The following is a 14,768-nucleotide window of genomic DNA, read 5'->3' as shown; positions in this document are numbered from 1 at the left end:
TCATTGTTTACCAAGGAGTTTTCCGTTTCGACTGCGCCGGAAGTGGGGCGAATTATAGACTTCCAGAATCTGCCGTCAACCGTTAATTACGCTTTCTATCAAACACTTGCAGAGCGCCGGAAAACAGCCCGTTTCTTCTCTATAGAGAAGAACAAAACGAATCCTTCTATATAGAGGGATTGGAAATCCCGAAGTCCCTGGATAGTTTTGCGCAGCCCCAAAACAAGAAACAGGACTAAGCACCAAGTGCTTGATCCCCCTTAAAGTAGCTTGAATCTGTTGTGCCCTGACCACTCAGACCACCTCGAACAGTGCAGCGGCACCCATGCCGCCGCCGATGCACATACTCACCACCACGTAACGCAAACCGCGGCGCTGCCCCTCAACCAACGCGTGACCGACCATCCGCGCACCGGACATGCCGAAAGGATGGCCCACCGAAATCGCACCACCGTTGACGTTCATACATTCGGGAGGAATGCCCAGGGTGTCGCGGCAATACAGCACCTGACAGGCGAACGCCTCGTTCAACTCCCAGAGGCCAATGTGGTCCACGGTCAGGCCATGGCGCTTGAGCAGTTTCGGGATGGCGTAGACCGGGCCGATGCCCATCTCGTCGGAGTTACAGCCAGCGACCGCCATCCCGCGATAAATTCCCAACGGCTCCAGCCCACGCTTCTCGGCCAATTTGGCACTCATCAACACCGAGGCCGAAGCGCCGTCGGACAATTGCGAAGCGTTGCCGGCCGTGATGAAGCGGCCCTTTTCACTCCACTGACCGCCCGGCCACACCGGTTCCAGCGCACTCAGGCTTTCGCGGGTGATGTCGATGCGGTTGCATTCGTCGCGCAGCAAGGTGACGGCCTCAAAGCGGGTTTCGCCACTGGCCTTGTCGAAGATCGCCTTGCGGCTGGTCAGCGGCGCGAGTTCACGGTCGAACAATCCATTACTCTGGGCCAGCGCGGTTCGCACCTGGCTCTGATAGCTGTATTCGTCCTGTTCCTCGCGGGAGATGCTGTAGCGTGCGGAGACGATTTCGGCGGTTTCGATCATCGGAATGTAGGCGTGAGGATCGAGATCGATCACCGCGTCGGACTGGTTGCGGTACAGGTTCTTGTGCTTGTTCTGCACCAGTGAAATCGACTCCAGGCCACCGGCCACGGCAATGTCGATTTCGTCGCACATGATGCCTTTGGCGGCCATGGCAATGCTCATCAGCCCCGATGAACACTGGCGCTCGACGGCCATCCCGGCGACGGAGGTCGGCAAACCGCCGGCAATCGCGCACAGACGCCCCACGTTATAAGACTGCGTGCCCTGCTGCGCCGCCGCGCCGATGATCACATCGTCCACTTCGCCTGGCTCGATGCCGGCGCGACGCACGGCTTCGCGCACCGCGTGACCGCCGAGTTGCGGGGCATCGGTGTCATTGAATGCACCGCGAAAGGCTTTGCCGATCGGGGTACGGGCGGTCGAAACGATGACGGCTTCTTTCATGCTCGATTTCTCGAATGTTCTGCCAAAGGGTTCACTCGAGGTAGTAACGGCTGATGGTGTCGACCACACAGCCGGGACGTTCCTCGCCGTCGATTTCAACGCTGACGCGAATGGTCGCCTGAACGCCGCCCTTGACCTCTTCGACCGCCATCAATTGCGCCGGCCGCTTTGAGCGGATCAAGGCGAAGGACGCGTCGAAAATACGCGGCATGTTCAAGCCCTCAGGCTGAACACCGACAACTCCTCGCCGGTCATGTAGAAACTGTAGTCGCTGGCCAGACAAGCATGAAGCAACACCCCTCTGGCCTTCGAGTTTGGTGCCGGGGGAGCACGAGTAAACTGTCAGGGCGGTCTAGTCTGAATAGGCGATGCCGAGGCCGATCCATCGATTTGAGCCTGTCGAAGTTCAAACACCTCCCCGTTCTGTTCGTCTACGAAGGCAATCATCGGCCATTGGCACTGTTCGACACCTTCGCCGCCGACAAGCGTGCGGTGTATGTCGATGACTATCAGTGCGGGCCCTATTTGCTGGATCCGTTCTACCTGGCATGCACTCGCGGGTAAGCGCCGGGACTGTGGCGTTTACGTCAATTCGCACCCGACCACTTCTACCTCGGCGAGTATTACCTGACGTATTACCAGCAAACCGGGCTGGCTGAAGAAGTAGCGTTTTTCGTCGACCTCGGTGGCGGCGCCATGGCCGTTCTGTCGTTGATGCGATCCACCGCCAGCTGTGCTTTTGGTCGTGACGAAATGCAGTTGATCGAGTGCGCGCAGGCCGTGGTTGAACAGGTCATTTTTTTATTGAAACAATCGTCGCTCTGCCACCCTCTACTCGAAATGAAAACGATACTCGGTCTCCTGCCGTCAGCCCTGTCAGCTGATCTTCCGTCACGGAAAAGGCCATGGTCATCGGCGGCCATTGCACCGCTGCAACAGCACCGTGAGAGATGGTCACCGTATGCTTCATAGTATCGAAAGCCTTGATCGTTCCGTCGGCGGTGGCGACGGGAGCCTGCGTTGTTTCCTGCTTCATCTGCACGCCCTCCATTCCGTCCATTTTCATGCCCGGCATATCCTCTGAGTGGGCCGAAAGAGACAGCGTAAATACGGTGCTTGCAACTGCAATCAGGGTCAGTTTCATACGACTTTTCCTTGAGGGTTGATGGGTTCAACTGAGAGGTGCCGGCGACGCATCAGGCGATAGGCCGCCGGAATGACAAACAGGGAAAGCAAGGGCGCCGTGACCATGCCGCCGACCATGGGTGCAGCGATTCGGCTCATCACCTCGCTGCCGGTCCCGCTACCCAGCAAGATGGGCAGCAAGCCAGCAATGATGACGGCCACGGTCATGGCCTTGGGTCGAACACGCTGCACGGCGCCTTCACGAATCGCCGCCACCAGACCGCGCTCAGTGCTGTCGCCGAGGTCTTCACGTTCGGCCCAGGCGTTCTTCAGGTAGAGCAGCATAATCACGCCAAACTCGGCGGAAACGCCGGCCAAGGCGATAAAGCCGACCCCAGTGGCGACTGACAGGTTGAACCCCAACAGATAGAGGAACCATGCTCCGCCAGTCAGGGCGAATGGCAGAGTGGCCATGATCAGCAAGGCCTCATCGAAGCGGGCGAAAGTCAGATAGAGCAACACGAAAATGATCAACAGCGTGGCAGGCACCACCAGCTTGAGTCGTGCGTTGGCTCTTTCGAGAAATTCGAACTGCCCTGAGTAACTCAGGCTCATGCCGGGCTGCAATTTGACCTGTTCAGTGACGACCCGACGCAGATCGGCGACTACCGAGGCAATGTCCCGGCCACGCACGTCGATATATACCCAACCAGAGGGCCGCGCGTTCTCGCTCTTGAGCATCGGCGGACCGTCCGTGACTTTGACCTTCGCCACTGTGCCGAGGGTGATCTGGTTCCCTAGTGGGGTATAGATCGGCAATTGCTCCAGGGCACCGAGCGAGTCACGCCACTCCCGCGGGTAACGCACGTTGATCGGGAAGCGTGCGAGCCCTTCAATAGTCTCACCAACATTTTCACCGCCGATAGCGCCAGCCACGATGGACTGCACATCGGCGATGTTCAGTCCGTAACGGGCGGCAGTTTTGCGGTCGATATCCACATCGATGTAGCGGCCACCAGTCAGTCGCTCGGCCAGAGCCGAACTGACGCCGGGTACGCCCTTGGCCACTCGCTCCACGGCCTGAGTCGCGGCATCGATCTCCGCCAGGTTGGTGCCGGCAACCTTCACTCCAATGGGACTCTTGATCCCCGTGGCCAGCATGTCGATACGGTTGCGAATCGGTGGTATCCAGATATTCGTCAGCCCAGGGACTCGTACCACTCGATCCAGTTCTTCCACTAACTTCTCCTGGGTCATGCCTGAACGCCATTGCTCGTGCGGCTTGAATTGGATGGTGGTTTCGAACATCTCCAGCGGTGCCGGATCGGTGGCGGTTTCAGCGCGGCCGGCTTTACCAAAGACGTGTTCAACCTCTGGCACGGTCTTGATCAGGCGGTCGGTCTGTTGCAGCAATTGCGCGGCCTTCTGCGCTGACAGTCCCGGCAAAGCGGAAGGCATATAGAGCAGGTCACCCTCGTCCAACGGGGGGAGAAACTCGCCCCCCAAGCGAGACATTGGCCATAGCGCACTGACAAAAACCAATAGCGCCACCAGCAGCGTGATCTTTGGTCGACGCAAGACTGCGTCCAGGGCTGGCTGATAAATCCGAATCAACCACTGGTTCAACGGGTTCTGTTGTTCACCTGGGATTCGCCCCCGAATCCAGTAGCCCATCAGCACCGGCACCAAGGTCACTGACAATCCCGCCGCTGCAGCCATGGCGTAGGTCTTGGTGAAAGCCAAAGGGCCGAACAGCCGTCCTTCCTGAGCTTCCAGCGTGAACACCGGAATGAACGACAGGGTAATGATCAACAAACAGAAGAACAGTGCTGGGCCTACCTCTGCCGCCGCTTCGGTCATAACGTGCCAATGACGCTCCCCTTTCAGTTCTTCCCCCGGATTGGCCGCGTGCCATGCCTCAATCTTCTTGTGGGCGTTCTCGATCATCACCACAGCGGCATCGACCATGGCGCCAATGGCGATGGCAATCCCGCCCAAGGACATGATGTTGGCATTGATACCCTGGTAGCGCATGACGATGAAGGCAATCAACACACCAACAGGCAAGGAGATGATCGCCACCAGGGATGAGCGCAGGTGCCAGAGGAAGATTCCACAGACCAACGCGACGACGATGAACTCTTCGATCAGCTTGTGGCTGAGATTTTCCACAGCACGGTCGATCAGCTTGCTGCGGTCGTAGGTGGTGACGATTTCCACCCCGGCCGGCAGGCTGCTTTTCAATTCCTCGAGTTTGGTTTTGACCGCCGCAATGGTCTCGCGAGCATTCTTGCCACTACGCAAAATCACCACGCCGCCGACGGTCTCGCCTTCGCCGTCGAGTTCAGTAATGCCACGCCGCATTTCCGGGCCCAATTGGATCGTGGCGACATCGCCAAGGGTCACCGGCACACCACCTGAGCCAAGTTTGAGCGGGATTGCCCGGAAGTCATTGAGCGTCTTCAGGTAGCCGGACGCGCGCACGATGAACTCGGTCTCTGCCATCTCCAGCACCGCGCCACCCGTTTCCTGGTTGGCCTTACCGATGGCTTCGGTCACCTCAGCCTGAGTGATACCGAGGCTGGCCAGTTTGAGTGGATCAAGCTGCACCTGGTACTGCTTGACCATGCCGCCCACGGTGGCCACTTCCGCAACGTTGGGCAGGGTCTTGAGTTCGAACTTGAGGAACCAGTCCTGAAGTGCGCGTAGCTGCGCCAGGTCGTGTCCTCCACTGCGATCCACCAGTGCGTACTGATAGATCCAGCCCACGCCCGTCGCATCCGGTCCCAACGCCGGCTTGGCGCTGGTCGGCAAGCGACTTTGTATTTGGCTCAGATACTCCAACACCCGTGAGCGAGCCCAGTACAAGTCAGTGCCGTCTTCGAACAGCACGTAAACGAAGCTGTCGCCGAAGAAGGAATAACCACGCACAGTCTTGGCGCCCGGAACTGAGAGCATGGTGGTGGCCAACGGATAGGTCACCTGGTTCTCGACAATCTGCGGCGCTTGTCCCGGAAAAGGGGTTCGGATAATCACCTGGACATCGGAGAGATCTGGCAGCGCATCGATGGGCGTGCTCTGCACCGACCAAATGCCCCAAGCCGTGACAAACAGCGTCGCCAACAGCACCAGGAATCGGTTGGCTACTGACCAACGAATCAGGGCAGCAATCATGGCTGGCTCCCCGATTTATCCAGACGCTCGACACGCAAACCATCATCGGTCTGGCTCACCGCAATGCGAACCTTATCCCCCGTCTTGAGGCCCTGCATCAGCGCCGGACTAGCGAGTGGGAACGTCATCGTCATGCCAGGCATGCCCAGCGTCTTGAAAGGACCATGGGCAAGCGTGACTTCTTTATCGTTGATCTCAACGATCTGCCCCACCGCTTCATGAAAGCTGGAGGCTGCTACGGGCGGTGGTGACTCTTCCTCTGAGCGGGCAACAATGCCCTTTAGACTGGCCTCCGAGTCGAGCAGAAACTGGCCAGAGGTAACCACCTTCTGTCCTTCCTCCAGACCTTTCAAGATCGCCGTCTTGCCATCGCTTTCCTGCCCTGGCTGCACCTCCACGGGACGATAGCGGCCGGCGTCTTCGGCAAGCATCACCAGAGCACGTCGGCCAGTGCGAATGACGGCCTCGCTCGGCACCCACAACACACTTTGCTCGGTCGAACGGTTCAGGCGTACCTGCGCCGTCAAACCCGGTCTGAGGCGTCCGTCCGGATTGGGTAGTTCCACCCGCACACGAAGGGTGCGGCTGTCCGGATTGGTCTCGGGCAAAATTGCGCTGACCTTGCCGCTGAGCGTAGCCCCTGGGAAGGCTGGCAGGCGCGCTTCGACCGCCTGCCCCACTGTAATCGATCCGGCATCCGATTCTGGAACGGCCACGGCTAGCCAGACACTGCTCAAGCCATTGACGCGTGCCAAATTATCGCCAGTCGCTACGGTCATTCCCGCACGTACGTTCAACGCTTGCAGCACACCGGCAATGGGACTGGTGAGCGTCAGGTAGGGCTGAACCTTACCGCTACGCTCTACCTCAGTAATCAGTGCTGGCGGCATCCCTGTGAGCCGCAGACGCTGACGGGCCGCAACCAAGAGGTCAGCATCTCCATTGCGCCTCAGCGCAAGAAACTCTGTCTGGGCAGCGGACCATTCCGGCACCAGGATATCCGCCAACGCCGCGTTGGCTTTGAGCACATCACCGGGAGCATGGGCATAGACCCGCTCAACAAAGCCAGTGGTGCGTGCCTGAATCACAGCGACATCACGTTCGTTGAACGTCAATGCACCTGTCACGTCGAGGCTCGAATCAAAGACCCCACGGGTGACAGTCGTAAAACGCAGACCGAGATTCTGGGTCAGACCTGGGTCGATACTGACTGTCGCCCGATCCCCTTCCCCACTGGCGTACTGAGGAACCAGCTGCATGTCCATAAAGGGAGACTTCCCCGGCTTATCGAACTTTTGCTGTGGGTACATGGGGTCGTACCAATACAGGGCCTTGCGTTCATCCGGTGGATTGAGGCTCTGATCTGGGGCGGTAGCGGGTACTCCGCTCATGCGCTGATGCGCCAACCAGTAGCCAACGGCAACACCCAATGCCAGCGAGATGCCTACCAACAATGCCCCGTTCCATTTTTTAAGGATCATTGGCTGGACTCCCCATAAGCAAAATACAGCCGCGCACTGGTCAGCGCTCGCTGCTCTTCCACGTCGATCTGTTTGAGACGGGCCTCGATGAGTTCACGTCGGGCGACAACAACGGCGTTCAAATCGCCTTTGCCGGAACGATAACTGGCCATGCTGAGTTCGACCTTTTCCTTGGCCAGCGGCAACAGGCTTTCCTGGTTTCGGCGCACAGCACGATTCAGGCGTTCAAAGTCAGCCAGTTCGTTTTCCAGTTGCTGGGTGTGCTCGCGTGACAGGGCTTCGCGCTCGGCCTCAAGCTGGCTGAGTTCAGCCTGTTTGGCTGCGATTTTGGGGTTTTGGCGGGAGTCAGGAAACAGCGGCAAATCCCAGGAAAATTGCACGCTGACCATATCGCCAAACTCACGGCCACGGCGTTGATAATCCAGTTCCCAGCTCCAGTCCGACTGCTTCTCCGACACGGCTTCACGAACCTTGGCTTGCGCTTCGCGGGTCATCGGCGCAAACGCTGCCAGCTCAGGATGATGTTGCAGTTTATGGGAGTAGCTTGAGGAATCGACGGGCCATTCAGGCAGGCTGCCCACAGGCTTGTCGTTGGCGGCGGAGCCTATCCAGCGTTTGAGGGCCGCTCGGGCCTGTGCGCGTTGACGAATCAGATCGTCCTGTTGCTCCGCCAGTTGAGCCGCTTCCTGCTTGGGCGTCACCGCATCGGCGGATTGAGCGCGGCCACCGGCAATCTGGGCCCGGACGGTATCGGTCAGCAGGCGGTTTTCTTTGTAGAAGTCCTGGAACAGCGCATCTTTGCGCTCAACCGAGTAGCTACTGATCCAGGCCAACGCCGTGGACTGGCGTACCTTCAGACGTTCAACTCGACGCTCCGCAGCGGCTCGATCGATGGCCGCATCGGCGACCTCGACGCGCGCTTTGCGCTTGTCGCTGTTGGGCATTTCTTGCCTGACCCCGACCACTTGCATGGTCATGAAGTCCTGGTCGATGCTCCAGCGATCCGGACCACCAATGGGGTAGTTCTGCACACCCAGCAGTAGCTTGGGGTCAGGTAGTTCACCGGCGGGAATAGCCGCGCTGCTGGCAGCCTGAATTTTGGCGTCTTGTGCGGTCAGCGACGGTGCATTGTTTTCGGCCAGCCGCAACGCGTCATCGAGTGTCAATGCGGCAGCGAAGCTCGGCAATGCCAGTACGCTTGCCGCCAGACCCGCCACGAGGGACCAGCCTGTGCAATAGCACTTGGAGTTCATGTTTACGATTCCTGTGATCATCCACTGCACGCGTCAAAAAGACGTGCGCGCAGCTAGTCCATCCCGCTAATGCGGAATGCGGCTCAATGTGGGACAGGAATCAAACGCGAGGCGGTCGCCATACCCCGGACGGGGTCTGTACGGGTAGGGAATCGCTGAAGAAGGAAATCACGACGGGGCTGAATACGGTTACAGGAGGCTTGAAGATCGAGACTTGCAGCATGCCGCCTGTCTTGCATTCCTGGCCCGGCTTACAAGGTTTGCCGTGCTCGGAAGGGCTTTTCATATCGTTGCAGCAGTCCATCCCCATGTCGTCCATCATCGCCATGCCCATCGTCTTCATTGGGCAAGGTTCTGTCGGTGCCTGAACGCCCGCCATCCCGCTGAGGGGAAGCGCCAGGCTAATCATGAAGATGATACAAAACCGCAGATAGCGTTTCATGGGCTGGAATGTAGTCTTCGAAAACAGCGGTTATCATTCGAAAAATGTCTTAGCTGCCTACTGAAAGACGCTGAAGAAGCGTGATCTCACCATCGCTTGATTAAGCCAGCGTTACGGATAAAAACCGGAACTCGTACAAGCACCGAGCGCCGATTTTTCCGGGGTTACAATGTCATCGTCGCCGCTAGCGTTTTTTCCGCCAAACAAGTGGAGCGGGGCTTTTCATTGAATGTCCACATCCAAAAAGGTGTGCGTGGCGGACTTCAATGAAGAGTCACAACCCTGCGGCTTTCGCCAATCCTGATCCGGTCCAGTGCCCTGTTTAGAGAATCAAGGGCGTCAAGGAGGGCTTTCGCCTCGATCTCTCGACCCTCTCCCCAAAGGCGTTCAGCCATTCTGTTCAGGGCTTGGATCGCGCGCTCAATTTCATTAGCAGTAGCCGTCGCTGCTACTTTACTTTCCGGCTTTTTCTTCGGCATTCAGTAACCCTTCTGCGGGGCATTGCTCTGTCTTTCCATTTCCCGGTGAAGCTGTAGCCGTCATCCGAGCCCATGACCAGGCGCGCCCTTCCCACCTTTAACATCTTGCTAACGACACGAAACTTATCACCATTGAATCGCCGTTTCGACTGCATTGTCCTCAACTCTGTCGCCGGGACTGCGAACGGCTGGCGCTTCACCCGAAATGGCAAAGTCAAACGTTATAGGATCCCGCGTGCAAACGCTCGCGAGACGAATGATAGCGCGGTCGCTCGAGAGTGGGCGGTTCACGGTTACGGTATTGCAATGAAATCGATGTGGGATATTGGCGCAGATAAGCAGGACGCTTGAAGATTCTATTGCCGCAGTGACGGTCTGAGGACGCGCCAATACATGCTTTCGAGCATGCCGGCTGAGTTATACCTGAATGAGTATAAGGAAAATGGCAGGGGCGGCTGGATTCGAACCAACGCATGGCAGGATCAAAACCTGCTGCCTTACCGCTTGGCGACGCCCCTGTATCTGTTGCTACGAGTGCCCAGCACTCTATTCCTGATTTTGCAGCTTGCGAGCAACATCGAGATGCTGCGTCCTTACGCTAGAAGCCCTGTAAGGCCCCCTGTAAGAGGCGCGGAATTTATCAACTTTCGCTTCGCCTGGGAAGATAAAAAACAAAAAATTCGCTTAAAAACAGTCGTTTACTGTTGATCCAGGTTAGATCCAATCCTCTCCGGGGCTTTTGAGTTTTCCAGCAGTACCACGAAGGTGGCCGGTGACAGTTCCGGCCCCAGCGTCATCCATCAGGTTGCGAATGGAAAATCGAGATAGTCATTTTTCACCCCCACCCCCACCCTCACCCTCACCGACTCCTGCGGATACCGATAATCCCCCCCGATTCGCCGACAACTTCGCCACGTAAATCATCCGCTGAATCGCCGATACCATTTTGCGTTGTGGACCGGTGAAGCTGAAGACGGGCTCACTGGCCATGACGTGTTCGGATAGGTAGATTCGTCGCTGACTGTGAGAGTCCAGTAACGTCCATCAAGAGCCGACGTTTTTGTGGGGGTAAATCCCCTTTATGGCCAAAATCACCATCAAAGAACTCGAGTCGCTGACCGCCAACGAGTCAGGACGGATCTTGAACCAGATGGCGTACATCGCCGGCAGGAACACCAGCGTCATGATGGTGCCGACTAACGTGCCTCCGATCAGCGTGTAGGCCAGCGTCCCCCAGAAGACGGAATGGGTCAGCGGGATGAACGCCAGGATTGCCGCGAGTGCTGTCAGCAGTACCGGGCGGGCACGCTGTACCGTGGCTTCGACCACTGCGTGAAACGGGTCCAAGCCTTCTTGGGCGTTGTGATGGATCTGCCCGATCAGAATCAGCGTGTTGCGCATCAAGATGCCCGACAGCGCGATCAGACCGACCAGGGCGTTGATTCCAAACGGCTGATGGAAGATCAGTAGCGTCGGCACCACGCCAATTAATCCCAGCGGCGAGGTGAAGAACACCATGATCATTGCCGAGATAGAACGCACCTGGACAATGATGATCAACAGCGTCAGGGCAATCATGATGGGAACCAGCGGCACTATCGCCTGGCCGGCCTTGCCCGATTCCTCGATCGCACCCGCCTGCTCGATCCGGTACCCGCCAGGCAGCGTGTCGATAATCGGCTGCAGTTGCTTGACGATCACACCCGATACATCGGGCGGCTGAAGGCCTTCGGCAATATCGCCGCGCACGGTGATAGTCGGCGTGCGGTCACGGCGCCTGAGGATCGGATCCTCCATACGCACATCCACCTCTCCGACCTGGGACAGAGGGATACGCTGACCCGCCGCCCCCACCAATGTGAAGCCTTCAATCCGGGCGGGATCGAGCCGGATGTCACCCGCGGCGCGACCCACCACCTGCACTGAACGAATGTCTTCACGAACCGCCGTGATCGGCACGCCGGCCAGCAGGAATTGCAACTGCTGGGCGACTGCACTGGATGTCAGTCCAACCGCCTGCAAGCGATCCTGATCCAAGTTGAAATGCAGCGTCGGCGTCAGAGGGCCCCAGTCGCTGTTGACCGTCCTCATCATCGGGCTGGCTTGCATGACATCTTGTACACGACCCGCAATCTCGCGAAGCTTCGTCAGGTCAGGCCCCATCACCCGGTAGGCCACCGGGAATGGCGAATACGGACCAAACACAATTTGAGATGCCCTGACTCGGGCCTCTGGGGCGAGGCCTGCAGCGACCGCTTCGCGAAGACGGAGCTTGAGGGTTTCACGTGCCTCCTGACTGTCCGTCAGCACCACGATCTTGGCAAACGATGGATCGGGCAGTTCTGGCGCCATCGCCAGGAAGAAACGCGGCGCGCCCTGCCCAATATAGGCCGTGACGATTTTTGCCTCTTCCTGCTTTTTCAGCCAGGCCTCGACCTTTGCAGCAGTGGCACTGGTCTGCGCGATGGAGGTTCCGTAGGGCATTTGCACCTCGACCATCACCTCGGGACGGTCCGAGGTCGGGAAGAACTGCTTCTTCACCAGGCTCATGCCCAGAACTGCCACGAAAAACAGCGCGATAACCGTGCCAGCCACCAGCCATTTGCGGGCGATGACGCGTGTCAGAACCCGGCGGAAGCGGTTGTAACGGGGGGTGTTGTAGATAGCCGCATGCCCACCCTCGACCTTCTTGATGTCTGGCAACAACTTCACTCCCAGGTAAGGGGTGAAAGCCACCGCGACGACCCAGGAAGCGATCAAAGCAATGCCGACGATCCAGAACATGTTGCTGGTGTACTCGCCGGCAGTGGACTGGGCGAAACCGTTGGGCATGAAGCCAATCGCCGTCACCAGCGTACCGGAGAGCATTGGCGCGGCCGTATGACTCCAGGCATACGCGGAAGCTTTGATTCGGTCGTAGCCCTCTTCCATTTTCACCACCATCATTTCGATAGCAATGATCGCGTCGTCCACCAGCAGTCCCAGCGCCAGAATCAACGAGCCGAGGGTAATACGGTCAAAGTTCTTTCCGGTGGCCGCCATCACCACAAACACGATCGCCAGCGTCAACGGTACCGCCGCTGCGACCACGAGGCCTACCCGCCAGCCCATGCTGAGAAAGCAAACAAGCATTACCACAAGCAGCGCGACAAAAAACTTGACCATGAACTCGCCAACAGCCGAGTCAATGTTCACGGCTTGATCAGTGACCTTGCTCAGCGTCATGCCCAGCGGCATGCCTTCATTTATCTTCGCCGTCTCGGCGTCCAGCGCCTTGCCCAGGTCCAGGCCATTCCAGCCTTCGCGCATTATGACCCCCAGCAACAAGGCCTCTTCGCCGTTATTGCGCACCAGGAAGGTGGCAGGGTCTTCGTAGCCTCGTTCAACCGTCGCCACGTCCGAGAGCTTCAACGTGCGCCCCTGAATCGCCAGGGGCGTGTCACGAATTTTCTCCAATTTATCGAAAGCGCCATCCACCCGCAGGAAAACCTGCGGCCCGTTGGTTTCGATGGAACCGGCGGGTGTGAGCACGTTCTGGCTGTTCAGCGCGGCGAAGATGTCCTGGGGAGAAACGCCCAAGGTGGCCAGTCGGTCATGGGAGAAGGACACAAAAATGCGCTCGGCTTGCTCACCGATGATGTCGACCTTCTTCACGCCCGGCACATGCAACAGTTGTTGGCGCAACGACTCAGCATCACGCACCAACAGTCGCTGCGGCTCGCCTTTGGCTTTGAGGGCAAAAAGCGCAAACGTCACGTCCGAATACTCGTCGTTGACCAATGGCCCGATCACACCCGCCGGTAGCTTGGTGGCTTCGTCGTCGAGCTTTTTGCGCGCCTGATAAAACTCTTCCTGCACCTGTGAGGGTGGCGTGCGGTCCAACAACGACACCATGGTGAAAGCGAGACCGGGCCGCGTATAGGTTTCCGTGCGGTCGTACCATTTCAGTTCTTGCAGGCGTTTTTCAAGTGGCTCTGCTACCTGATCCTGCATCTCCTGCGCCGTGGCGCCCGGCCACGCGGTAATGACCGTCAACTGCTTGACCGTAAAAGGAGGATCTTCCGCACGCCCCAGCTTGAAGAACGCCAGGGTGCCTGCAACGGCAATCAGGAAGATCAGAAACACCGTAATAGATCGCTCACGAACGGCGATCGCGGAAAGATTGAAGCGACCCTCGCTCATGGACGCCCCCCGGCAACTTTTTCGTCATCCTGTTGAGGCAATCTCACCTCTTCACCTTCGCGCAACAGCTGTGCGCCTAACGCTACGATCTGCTCGCCGACTTTGAGGTCGCCCGCGACTTGCACTGTGTCGTCGCTCAAACCCAGGACTTGTACAGGTCGCCAGGCCACCTTCGCCGGTGTACCGGCGATGACCCACACGCCAGTGCCTTGGCCTGGGTCATAAACGGCAGCGATCGGTACTTGCAGCCCCTGCCCTTGCGTGGTGCCTTCAGTGATCCGAAGCGTGACGGTCGAACCTATCGGCGCATTGGCCAGAGCTCCCTCAAGCACATACCGCGCCTCGAAGGTGCGTGTCATGCGGTCGGCCGAGTCAGACAGCAGCCTCAGCTTCGCTGTAACAGCGTCCGTGGTATTGCCATAAAGCGTTGCCTGCGCAGTGGATCCTGCTGCGGGGCGCAACGTCTCGGGCAGGTGCACGATGGCTTCGCGCTGTCCTGACCGCGCCAGTCGAACCACGGGCTGTCCCGGGCTGACAACTTGTCCGGGCTCGGCGAGCGTCTCCACCACCACGCCGTCGGAATCGGCAAGCAGCACCGCATAACCAGAAGCGTTACGGGCAACGTCAGCCTGCGCTTCAGCGGCGCTAAGCTGCGCCTTTGCGGTATCCGCTGCGGCTTTGATCTGGTCGTAGGCCGATGCAGAAATAGCGCCTGCGGCAACCAAACTGCGGTATCGCGCCTCGTCATCTGCTGTCTGCTTGGCTCGGGCCCGAGCGGCTATGACCGACTCCTGCTGTGCTCGTGCCTGCAACCCCAAATCGATCGGATCAAGGCGCATCAGCGGCTGACCACGTTTAACGGTCTGACCGGTATCGACCAACCGCTCAAGTATCTTGCCTGACACCCGAAAGCCCAGGTCGCCCTGGACGCGGGCAGCCACCACGCCCGTGAAAGAACGTGAGGTGTCGGAGGAACCCTGAACCGTTCCAAGCCTCACCAAAGGAGCATGCGTGCGTGGATCGTCAACAGTGGATGAGTCGCCACATGCCGTCAGGACGAGAGGCAACAAGCAAGCGGCAATGGGGAAAGGTCGAAGCCGGCGCATAGGTTCCCTTACTTAAAAAAATAGGACAG

9 protein-coding genes, 1 tRNA gene and 2 pseudogenes are annotated in these 14,768 nt (G+C 58.4%); 1 reads left to right on the top strand and 11 read right to left on the bottom strand.

All coding sequences use genetic code 11. From position 1 onward, the window contains the following. Positions 1-294: 294 nt before the first annotated feature. Both DFS28_RS30045 and DFS28_RS30040 read right to left on the bottom strand, forming a co-directional pair. Complete coding sequence (locus DFS28_RS30045) at positions 295-1,497, bottom strand: acetyl-CoA C-acyltransferase (RefSeq protein ID WP_111452670.1); 1,203 nt, start codon at positions 1,495-1,497, stop codon at positions 295-297. Positions 1,498-1,528: 31 nt separating this feature from the next. Further along, positions 1,529-1,672 (bottom strand): annotated as a pseudogene (locus DFS28_RS30040) (dehydratase); the annotation flags it as partial. Positions 1,673-1,881: 209 nt separating this feature from the next. Between DFS28_RS30040 and DFS28_RS30035 the strand changes: the two are divergent. Then, positions 1,882-2,295 (top strand): annotated as a pseudogene (locus DFS28_RS30035) (helix-turn-helix transcriptional regulator); the annotation flags it as partial. Here DFS28_RS30035 and DFS28_RS30030 read toward each other — a convergent pair. From DFS28_RS30030 to DFS28_RS29985, 9 genes are all read right to left on the bottom strand, one after another. Next, positions 2,291-2,641, bottom strand: coding sequence for a copper-binding protein (locus tag DFS28_RS30030; protein ID WP_111452669.1), 351 nt, complete (start codon positions 2,639-2,641; stop codon positions 2,291-2,293). The pseudogene DFS28_RS30035 and the gene DFS28_RS30030 sit on opposite strands and share 5 nt — an antisense overlap. Then, positions 2,638-5,796 (bottom strand): efflux RND transporter permease subunit, encoded by a 3,159-nt coding sequence (locus DFS28_RS30025; protein WP_111452668.1) that lies wholly within the window; start codon positions 5,794-5,796, stop codon positions 2,638-2,640. The genes DFS28_RS30030 and DFS28_RS30025 overlap by 4 nt, the downstream gene beginning before the upstream one ends. Further along, positions 5,793-7,277 carry an efflux RND transporter periplasmic adaptor subunit gene (locus DFS28_RS30020; RefSeq protein WP_111452667.1) on the bottom strand — a complete coding sequence of 495 codons (1,485 nt, stop codon included), beginning with the start codon at positions 7,275-7,277 and terminating at the stop codon, positions 5,793-5,795. Before DFS28_RS30020 ends, DFS28_RS30025 begins: the two co-directional genes overlap by 4 nt. Further along, entirely contained in the window at positions 7,274-8,530 is a 1,257-nt protein-coding gene (locus tag DFS28_RS30015) for a TolC family protein (RefSeq protein ID WP_111452666.1), read from the bottom strand. Before DFS28_RS30015 ends, DFS28_RS30020 begins: the two co-directional genes overlap by 4 nt. A 100-nt stretch (positions 8,531-8,630) precedes the next feature. Continuing rightward, complete coding sequence (locus DFS28_RS30010) at positions 8,631-8,972, bottom strand: hypothetical protein (RefSeq protein ID WP_033061727.1); 342 nt, start codon at positions 8,970-8,972, stop codon at positions 8,631-8,633. Between the two features lie 263 nt (positions 8,973-9,235). Next, the gene (locus DFS28_RS30005; RefSeq protein ID WP_111452665.1) at positions 9,236-9,451 is read right to left on the bottom strand and encodes a hypothetical protein; all 216 of its coding nucleotides are present in this window, start codon (positions 9,449-9,451) and stop codon (positions 9,236-9,238) included. Positions 9,452-9,894: 443 nt separating this feature from the next. After that, positions 9,895-9,969 (bottom strand) — tRNA-Gln (locus DFS28_RS29995). 526 nt (positions 9,970-10,495) lie between these two features. After that, positions 10,496-13,633, bottom strand: coding sequence for an efflux RND transporter permease subunit (locus tag DFS28_RS29990; RefSeq protein ID WP_256596908.1), 3,138 nt, complete (start codon positions 13,631-13,633; stop codon positions 10,496-10,498). Continuing rightward, complete coding sequence (locus DFS28_RS29985; RefSeq protein WP_111452664.1) at positions 13,630-14,739, bottom strand: efflux RND transporter periplasmic adaptor subunit; 1,110 nt, start codon at positions 14,737-14,739, stop codon at positions 13,630-13,632. The genes DFS28_RS29990 and DFS28_RS29985 overlap by 4 nt, the downstream gene beginning before the upstream one ends. Between the last annotated feature and the right edge of the window lie 29 nt (positions 14,740-14,768).

Source organism: Pseudomonas sp. 478, from assembly GCF_003254125.1.
GTDB lineage: Bacteria > Pseudomonadota > Gammaproteobacteria > Pseudomonadales > Pseudomonadaceae > Aquipseudomonas.
Note: the sequence above shows the minus strand (reverse complement) of the source record. Positions and strands in the feature narration are given on the sequence as shown.